Genomic DNA, 8,215 nt, shown 5'->3' on the forward strand with positions numbered 1-8,215 from the left:
CAGCAGGTGAGGAGTCAAACAACGCCGCCTCCCAAGGCCTGGAGGCGGCGTTGTTTGACTCTTCAGGGCGAGCGAGTCAGCGGGCGTCGGTGGTGATGCCGAGGAGCTCGAGCGGGTGGGTCAGGCGCCACCACGGGCTCGGACCCTCGACGTCTTCGGCCAGGACCAGGGGAACCGTCGCGCTGTCGAGCGGGCCGACCGTGGTCATCGTCCCCACCGTGCCGTCTTCGTCGCGCTCGTCCGCGAGATCGAAGGTCGGGGTGGCCGTCGCGAGGGCGCCGTTCCACAGCACCACATCGGCGTCGGACTCGGTGATGACCTCGACGTCCTCGCCCCACAGGGTCGTGACGCGTCCCACGACCGTGCCCGCGGCGACCGCCGGTCCCTGTGCCTGCAGCGCGGCCTCCGTCTCGGCGAACAGGGAGCGGGTCAGGGCGAGGCGCTCGTCGTCGCCCGCCTGGTTCAGCGCGGCCGCGTACAGCTGCACGGTCGTGTCGCCGACGGTCACATCCTTCGCCGTGAGCAGGTTCCAGCCGACCAGCGTGCCGGTCTTGATGCCGACGACACCCGGGTCGGCGAGCATCCCGTTCGTGTTGACGACCGTGCCCGCGCCGGGCAGATCCACCGATTTCGTGCCCACGATCTCCGCGAACACCGGGTTCTGCATCGCCAGCTCACCCAGCGCGATCAGCGAGTCGGGCGTCGAGACGTTGCGCTCATCGAAGCCGGACGGGGTGACGACCGTGATGCCGGTGAGGTTGCGCTCGCGCAGCCAGATCTCCGCGGCGGACGCGAACTCGCGATCGGAGCCCCAGATCTCGGACGCGAGCCGATCGATGTAGTTGTTCGCCGACCCGAGGAGGGTGCCCTGCAGCAGCTGGTACTCGGTCAGCACGCCGTCGACGGGCACATCCAGCGCCGACTGATCGCTGCGCCGGTAGTCCCAGTACTCCACGCTGTCGCCGTAGTCGAAGCGGAACTCGGGTCCCTGTTCGCCGAGGGCCAGCGGCATCCGGTCGAGCACCATCAGGCTGCTCACGACCTTGGTGATGCTCGCGATGCTCACCGCGGCGGGACTCGAGGCCGCCGTGCTCAGCCCGCCGATGCCGACCGCCGCACTGCCCTCGCCGGGCCAGGTGAGCGCAGCCGCGGCGGCGGGGACGGTGGCGAATTCGACGGACTGCACCGTGGGCGGCACTTCGTGCAGGGGCCACAGCATCGTCGTGCCGGCGTAGGCGGCGACGATCGCGACGAGGGTCGCCAACGGCACGAGGATCCCCGGGCGGGCGATCGCCGGGCGCAGGTGGGCACCGCGCATCAGGCCGCCCGTCTGCTCGGCCTCGGCCGGCTCGTCGAGAGTCGCGAGAGGCGGATGTGCGGCGACTGTCGCGGCATCCACCCAGGTCAGGGCCGTCGCTCCGGTCGTCTCGTCCGCCCACTGCGGTGCATTCGCATCGAGGAGCGCATTCGCGTCATCAGCGGGCTCCTCGGTGACCGTTCGCTCCGTGGGGACGAACGGCGGCTTGGTCAGCGGGGGCGTCGCCGGTGTTGAGGCCTCCGCAGGCGCTGCGGGCTCCACGGGCTCCAAGGGCGCAGCGGGCGCCGCGACGGGTCCGGAGGAGGACTCGGGTTCCGGCTCGACGTCGCCTCCCGTGGAACTCTGCGTCGTGAACAGCGCTCCGATCGCCGCGGAGTCGACGGGGATCGCCGGGGGCGCGGCGGCATCCGGGGGGCGCACGTCGCCCGCGAACAGGCGGTCGGCGGCGAAGGCGGAGGTGTCGCCGGAGTCCGCAGATGGAGCATCCCCGGCGACCGGCAGGTCGTCGACACGTCCGGAGGGGACGGCGTCCGGCGAGCTGTCGGCATCGACGACGCCCGTCGCCTCGTCGGCGGGATCTGAAGCGGTCACTCGTTTACGGTACCCAATCCCGGGCGCGTTGCGCGGCGCACGGCTCGTCTCCCGCGGGGTGTCGTGAGCCGGTAGGATCTTCAGCACAACCACGGGAGTCCGGCGAGCCGGGCTGAGAGGGAGCGAATCGCGCTTCGACCGTCGAACCTGATCTGGGTCATGCCAGCGCAGGGAGGAGTTCAGAATGAGCACGTCCACGTCCACATCGGCGTCCGCGAAGGCCCAGGCCGCGCCCCCGGCCCGGAGCTTCCTGCGCTGGCGCATCGTCGACATCGTCGTCGCCAGCGTCATCGGCGTCGCCGCCGGCCTGATCTTCCTCGCATGGAACGTCGGCTACCTCGGGCCGAAGGCGCTGCTCGAGCCGCTCCTCCCCGGAGTCCAAGGGCTCCTCGACGGCCCGTGGCTCTTCGCCGGTGTCCTCGGCGGGCTGATCATCCGCAAGGCGGGCGCGGCGATCTATGTCGAGTTGCTCGCGGCGGTCGTCTCGGCCCTCATCGGCAACCAGTGGGGCGGATTCCTCACGCTCGAGGCCGGTCTCGTGCAGGGCCTCGGCGCCGAGCTGGTCTTCCTGCTCTTCTTCTACCGTCGCTGGTCGCTGCCGGTCGCGATCCTCGCGGGCGCGGGTGCTGCCCTCGCCGGCGGGATCAACAACCTCGTGCTCTGGTACGCCGGATCCGGGCCGGCCTTCACGACGATCTACCTGATCAGCACGGTCATCTCCGGGGCCGTCATCGCGGGGGCGCTGTCGTGGGTCCTGGCGCGAGGCATCGCCGCGACCGGAGCGCTCGACCGATTCGGCTCCGGGCGCGAGGCGCGCGTCCGCGTCTGATGGCGGCGGATCACACCGTCCCCGCCGCCGTCGAGGCCCGCGGGTGGGGGTGGCGTCACGCGAGTCGCCTCGCCTGGGCGCTGAGCGACGTCTCGTTCCGCATCGACCCCGGTGAACGTGTGCTCGTGCTCGGAGCATCCGGCGCGGGCAAGTCCACCCTGCTGCACGGTCTCGCGGGCGTGCTCGGCGGCGAGGAGGAGGGCGAGAGCACGGGCGAACTCCTCGTCGACGGTGCTCCCGCCGTCGCCACCCGGGGGCGCGCCGGCCTCGTGTTGCAGGACCCGGACTCGCAGGTGATCCTGGCGCGAGCGGGCGACGACGTCGCCTTCGGCTGCGAGAACCTCGGTGTGCCGCGGGAGCAGATCTGGCCGCGGGTGCGGTCGGCGTTGGATGCCGTCGGCCTCGACGTGCCGCTCGACCATCCGACCAAAGCACTCTCGGGTGGGCAGAAGCAGCGGCTCGCGCTCGCCGGCATGCTCGCGATGCGTCCGGGGCTCGTGCTGCTCGACGAGCCGACCGCGAACCTCGACCCGGCCGGGGTCGTCGAGGTGCGCGACGCGGTGGAGCGGATGCTGCAGGCGCAGCCGGCGACGCTCATCGTCGTCGAGCACCGTCTCGAGGTCTGGCTGCCGCTCATCACGCGCGTGATCGTGATCGGCGCCGGGGGAGTGGTGGCCGACGGAGTGCCCGGCGAGGTGCTCGGCGACCAGGGTGCGCGCCTCGCGGCCGATGGCGTGTGGGTGCCGGGGCATGCTCCCGCTGCACCTCCGCCCCCACGCGATGTGCCGGGGGAGACGCTGCTCTCCGCCCGCGGGTTGGCCGTCGCCCGTGTCAAGGGGCGCCCGGTCGCCACCGGCATCGACCTCGACGTGCGCGCCGGCCACGCGCTGGCGATCACCGGGCCGAACGGGGCGGGCAAGTCCACGCTCGGGCTGACCCTCGCGGGACTCCTTCCACCCGCGGCAGGCGAGCTGACGGCATCCGGCCCCCTCGCCGCCGGGGCTGACCCCTCGCCGATCCGCTGGGCCTCGCGGGATCTGCTGACGCGCATCGGCATGGTGTTCCAGGAGCCCGAGCACCAACTGCTGGCGAAGACCGTGCGCGACGAGCTGGCCGTCGGGCCCCGGGCGCTCGGCATGGACGAAGGCGAGATCGCCGTGCGCAGCGACGAACTGCTGGCGCGACTGCGCCTGACGCATCTCGCCGCCGCCAACCCCTACACGCTCTCGGGCGGCGAGAAGCGCCGCCTCACGGTCGCCGCGGCCATCGCGACCCGGCCGAGGGTGCTCGTGCTCGACGAACCCACCTTCGGGCAGGACGCTCGCACCTGGGCGGAACTCGTCGCCATGCTCGCAGCGCTCCGCGACGAGGGGTCGGCGATCGTCACGATCACCCACGACCTCGATGTCGCGCGGGCGCTGCACGCCGAGCGGTTCGAACTCGGGGGCACATCATGACGCTGCTCGACACGCAGGCCCGCACCGGAGCTCTCGCCGCCGTCAATCCGGTGGCCAAGCTCGGGGTCAGCGCGCTGATCGCCGTGCCCCTGATCCTGACGCTGGATCCGGTGTCGGCATCCGTCGCGCTCGTGCTGGAGTTCGTGCTGTTCCTGTTCGCCGGGATCGGCTGGCGCGAGTTCTGGGTGCGCACCTGGCCGGTCTGGCTCGCCGCGCCCCTGACGGGCCTGACCATCGCGCTCTACGGCGAGACGAGCGGCACCGTCTATGTCGACTGGTTCGTGCTGCGGATCAGCGAGGGATCCCTGGCGCTCGCGCTCGCCACGATGCTGCGGGTGCTCGCGATCGCGCTGCCCTCGGTCGTCCTCTTCATCACGGTCGACCCGACCGACCTCGCCGACGGTCTCGGCCAGATCCTGCGGCTTCCCGCCCGGTTCGTGCTCGGCGCGCTCGCGGGGCTCCGGATGGTGGGGCTCTTCCTCGACGACTGGCGAGCGCTCGAGCTCGCCCGCCGAGCGAGGGGCGTGGCCGATCGCGGCCGCATCCGCCGGTTCCTCGGCATGGCGTTCGCCCTGCTCGTGCTGTCGATCCGGCGCGGAGCGAAGCTCGCCACCGCCATGGAGGCGCGCGGCTTCGGAGCGCCGGGACGTCGCACCTGGGCGCGGGAGTCGCGGTTCGGCGCGGCCGAGTGGATGCTGCTCGCCGTGGGGGCGGCGATCTCGGGCATCGCGATCGCCGCCGCCGTGGCCACCGGGGCATGGAACTTCATCCTCGGGCCAGGGACCTGAGTCGGGGCCGGGCTGTCAGCTCCGGATCAGGCCGCCGGCGAAGACCCTCTCGATACGTCGATGCGAGGCCGCTACGGTGGGCGGCAGGCAGCCAGTCGTCCCGTCGAGAGGTCCGCGCATGAGTACTCCTTCTTCCGACTACGAGCCGATGTTCACCCGGCCCGGTGAGGCGACGGTGGCTCCCCGCCACACCATCCCGCCGCAGGGAACCCTCCCTGCGACGGCGAAGCAGATCGTCGAGGACGAGACGATCCTCGACGGCAACGCCCGGCTGAACCTCGCGACGTTCGTCAGCACCTGGATGGATGACGAGGCGAAGCAGGTGTATACCGCGTCGTTCGACAAGAACATGATCGACAAGGACGAGTACCCGCAGACCGCAGCGATCGAGGACAACTGCTGGCGCATGCTGGCGAACCTCTGGAATGCGCCGGATGCCGCGAACAGCATCGGCACCTCGACGATCGGCTCCTCGGAGGCCTGCATGCTGGGCGGCCTCGCGTTCAAGCGGCGGTGGCAGCAGGCGCGACGTGCGGCGGGGAAGGACGCCTCCAGGCCGAACCTCGTGATGTCCGCCGCCGTCCAGGTCTGCTGGGAGAAGTTCTGCAACTACTTCGATGTGGAGCCCCGCTTCGTCCCCATCAGCGCTGAGCACAAGACGCTCGACGGGCACGACCTGGCGAAGTACGTCGATGAGAACACGATCGGGGTGGTCGCGATCATGGGGGTGACGTACACGGGCATGTACGAGCCGGTCGAGGCGATCGCCGCCGCCCTCGACGAGATCCAGAAGACCACCGGTCTCGACATCCCGATCCATATCGACGGAGCGTCGGGCGCGATGATCGCACCGTTCCTGCAGCCCGATCTGGTCTGGGACTTCCGCCTCGAACGGGTGCACTCGATCAGCACCTCCGGGCACAAGTACGGGCTCGTGTACCCGGGCCTCGGATGGGTCGTCTGGCGGGACGCGCAATGGCTGCCGGAAGATCTGGTGTTCAAAGTCAGCTACCTCGGCGGCGAGATGCCCACGTTCGCGCTGAACTTCTCGCGTCCCGGAGCCCAGGTGCTGCTCCAGTACTACTTGTTCCTGCGGCTGGGATTCGAAGGGTATCGGGCGGTGCAGCAGGCCTCACAGGACGTGGCGAAGTTCCTCGCCGCCGGCATCGCGAAGCTCGACGCGTTCGAGCTCTGGAACGACGGCAGCGACATCCCCGTCTTCGCCTGGAGGCTCAAGGGTGGTCATACCGAGAACTGGACGCTCTACGACCTGCAGGATCGTCTGCGGATGCGCGGATGGCTTGTTCCGGCGTATCCGATGCCGGCCGACCTCGAGCAGATCACCGTGCAGCGGATCGTCGTGCGCAACGGACTGAGCATGGATCTGGCGTCGGACCTGCTGGACGCGATCACGGCCGAGGTCGCCCACCTCGATGCGCTCACCGCCCCGATGCCGGGAGACCGCCCCGACTCCGCGTTCCACCACTAGGGCGCAGGATCAGGCCGCGTTCCAGAGGTCGCGGTAGTAGGCGAGGCGTTCGCGGTCGGGCTCGACGCCGTAGGCCTCGATGAGCGCATCCTCCCAGCCGGGGCCGAAGTTCCACTCGGTGCTCATGGAGGCGACGGCGAAGTCGGCCCAGCGGTCGGCCACGCCGAGCAGTGCCAGGTCGACGTGCGCGAGCCAGCGTCCGTCGTCGCCCAGCAGCGTGTTCGGGCAGCACGCGTCGCCGTGGCTGACGACGAGGAGGTCGATCTCGGGCGCGGTCCGCAGCGAGTCCGGCACGACGATGCCGCGGCTCTCGGCGTTCTCGATGCGCGACGACACGCTCCACTCCCAGGGGCAGTCCGCCACCGGAAGGGCGTCGTGCATGGCGCGGAGTGCCTCGCCGACGGCACGGACGGCGACCGCGGGTTCGGCGACCCACCGCGGGTCCACGGCGCTCAGCCCGTCGAGCGCGGCCGTGACCATCCACTCGTGCGTCTCGTCGCCGCCGCTGTCGAGCACGGTCGGAACGGTGATCCACTGCGACGCCCACTGCATCCGCTCGGCCTCATCGCTCAGCGTGAATTCGAGGTTCCGGGGACCCCATTTGATGAAGAACGGATCGCCCTGGCCGGTGGCGCGGAAGGTCAGCCCGCCGTAGTCGTTCCGCCACACGCATTCGAGCTCGGCGCCCCGGGCGAGGAGTCGGACCCGGTCGGGGACGGCGATGTCTTCGGTGGGGATGGTCATGTCTCCATCCTGCCGGAGGCTTCGGACGCGGCGACCGATATCTGCCGGAGGCTTCGGGCTACGGGACCGTTCTCCGTCGAGGCCGTGTCGTAGGCTCGCTCTGAACGCGGTTCCTGTGGGCGGACGTCACCCGTTTCGTGGTGGAACCAAGAACCACGTAGGCTGAAACCGCGTTCCAGCGAAGCATGTCGCAACGACGTTCGAAGGAGAACTTCAGATGCAGATCAGCGGTCAGGGTGCACTCATCACCGGAGGGGCCTCCGGTCTCGGACTCGCCACCGCGCGCCGGCTCGTCGCGGCCGGAGGACACGTCACGATCATCGATCTCCCCTCGTCGAAGGGGACGGAGATCGCCGACGAACTCGGCGGACTCTTCGTCGCGGCCGACGTCACGAGCGCCGACGACGTGCAGGCGGCCGTGGCGGCAGCGCAGTCCGCGGCGCCCCTGCGTGTCGTCGTGAACTGCGCCGGCATCGCGCCGCCCGCCAAGGTGCTCGACCGCGAGGGCAACCCCGCCGTGCTCGCCGACTTCGAGCGCGTGATCCGCATCAACCTCGTCGGCACGTTCAACGTCATCTCGCAGGCATCCGCCGTGATCGCGAAAAACGAACTCCACGACGAGGAGCGCGGCGTCATCGTGAACACCGCGAGCGTCGCCGCATTCGACGGCCAGATCGGTCAGCCCGCCTACTCCGCGTCCAAGGGCGGCGTGCACGCGATGACCCTTCCGGTGGCGCGGGAGCTCGCGCGCCACGGCATCCGGGTGTGCACGATCGCGCCCGGGATCATGGAGACCCCGATGCTGATGGGTCTCCCGCAGGAGGCGCAGGACTCCCTCGGGCAGCAGGTGCCCTTCCCCGCCCGCCTCGGCCGCCCCGACGAGTACGCCGCCCTCGTGCAGCAGATCGTCGAGAACGGCTACCTCAACGGCGAGACCATCCGTCTCGACGGCGCCATCCGCATGGCGCCGCGCTGACCCCCACCCCCACATCCCCCCAC

At 70.6% G+C, this 8,215-nt stretch carries 7 protein-coding genes and 1 riboswitch; of the genes, 5 read left to right on the forward strand and 2 right to left on the reverse strand.

The window, feature by feature from the left end:
* Window positions 1-76: 76 nt before the first annotated feature.
* Window positions 77-1,909: a D-alanyl-D-alanine carboxypeptidase gene (locus DW298_RS04430; RefSeq protein WP_136041268.1), complete on the reverse strand. Its 1,833-nt coding sequence runs from the start codon at window positions 1,907-1,909 to the stop codon at window positions 77-79.
* An 81-nt stretch (window positions 1,910-1,990) separates the two neighbouring features.
* Window positions 1,991-2,102, forward strand: a riboswitch (TPP riboswitch).
* Here DW298_RS04430 and DW298_RS04435 point away from each other — a divergent pair.
* From DW298_RS04435 to DW298_RS04450, 4 genes are all read left to right on the forward strand, one after another.
* Window positions 2,094-2,738, forward strand: a complete 645-nt coding sequence (locus tag DW298_RS04435; RefSeq protein WP_136041269.1) for an ECF transporter S component — start codon at window positions 2,094-2,096, stop codon at window positions 2,736-2,738. (Overlaps the previous riboswitch by 9 nt.)
* The gene (locus DW298_RS04440) at window positions 2,738-4,195 is read left to right on the forward strand and encodes an ABC transporter ATP-binding protein (RefSeq protein ID WP_205820253.1); all 1,458 of its coding nucleotides are present in this window, start codon (window positions 2,738-2,740) and stop codon (window positions 4,193-4,195) included. The genes DW298_RS04435 and DW298_RS04440 overlap by 1 nt, the downstream gene beginning before the upstream one ends.
* Window positions 4,192-4,983: an energy-coupling factor transporter transmembrane component T gene (locus tag DW298_RS04445; protein WP_136041270.1), complete on the forward strand. Its 792-nt coding sequence runs from the start codon at window positions 4,192-4,194 to the stop codon at window positions 4,981-4,983. The genes DW298_RS04440 and DW298_RS04445 overlap by 4 nt, the downstream gene beginning before the upstream one ends.
* 118 nt (window positions 4,984-5,101) lie before the next feature.
* Window positions 5,102-6,472, forward strand: a complete 1,371-nt coding sequence (locus DW298_RS04450) for a glutamate decarboxylase (RefSeq protein WP_136041271.1) — start codon at window positions 5,102-5,104, stop codon at window positions 6,470-6,472.
* 9 nt (window positions 6,473-6,481) lie between these two features.
* Here DW298_RS04450 and DW298_RS04455 read toward each other — a convergent pair whose 3' ends face one another.
* Window positions 6,482-7,216 (reverse strand): aminoglycoside 3'-phosphotransferase, encoded by a 735-nt coding sequence (locus DW298_RS04455; RefSeq protein ID WP_136041272.1) that lies wholly within the window; start codon window positions 7,214-7,216, stop codon window positions 6,482-6,484.
* Window positions 7,217-7,433: 217 nt separating this feature from the next.
* Between DW298_RS04455 and DW298_RS04460 the strand changes: the two genes are divergently transcribed.
* Window positions 7,434-8,192, forward strand: a complete 759-nt coding sequence (locus DW298_RS04460; protein ID WP_136041273.1) for an SDR family NAD(P)-dependent oxidoreductase — start codon at window positions 7,434-7,436, stop codon at window positions 8,190-8,192.
* The last annotated feature ends 23 nt before the right edge of the window (window positions 8,193-8,215 follow it).

Origin of the sequence: Microbacterium sp. A20, from assembly GCF_004794515.1 — a bacterium.
Classification (GTDB): Bacteria; Actinomycetota; Actinomycetes; order Actinomycetales; family Microbacteriaceae; genus Microbacterium.

Bases quoted from the DNA above. Each gene is read 5' to 3' on its own strand.
- DW298_RS04435 (WP_136041269.1), top strand. From the start codon at position 2,094: ATGAGCACGTCCACGTCCACATCGGCGTCCGCGAAGGCCCAGGCCGCG.
- DW298_RS04440 (WP_205820253.1), top strand. From the start codon at position 2,738: ATGGCGGCGGATCACACCGTCCCCGCCGCCGTCGAGGCCCGCGGGTGG.
- DW298_RS04445 (WP_136041270.1), top strand. From the start codon at position 4,192: ATGACGCTGCTCGACACGCAGGCCCGCACCGGAGCTCTCGCCGCCGTC.
- DW298_RS04450 (WP_136041271.1), top strand. From the start codon at position 5,102: ATGAGTACTCCTTCTTCCGACTACGAGCCGATGTTCACCCGGCCCGGT.
- DW298_RS04455 (WP_136041272.1), bottom strand. From the start codon at position 7,216: ATGACCATCCCCACCGAAGACATCGCCGTCCCCGACCGGGTCCGACTC.
- DW298_RS04460 (WP_136041273.1), top strand. From the start codon at position 7,434: ATGCAGATCAGCGGTCAGGGTGCACTCATCACCGGAGGGGCCTCCGGT.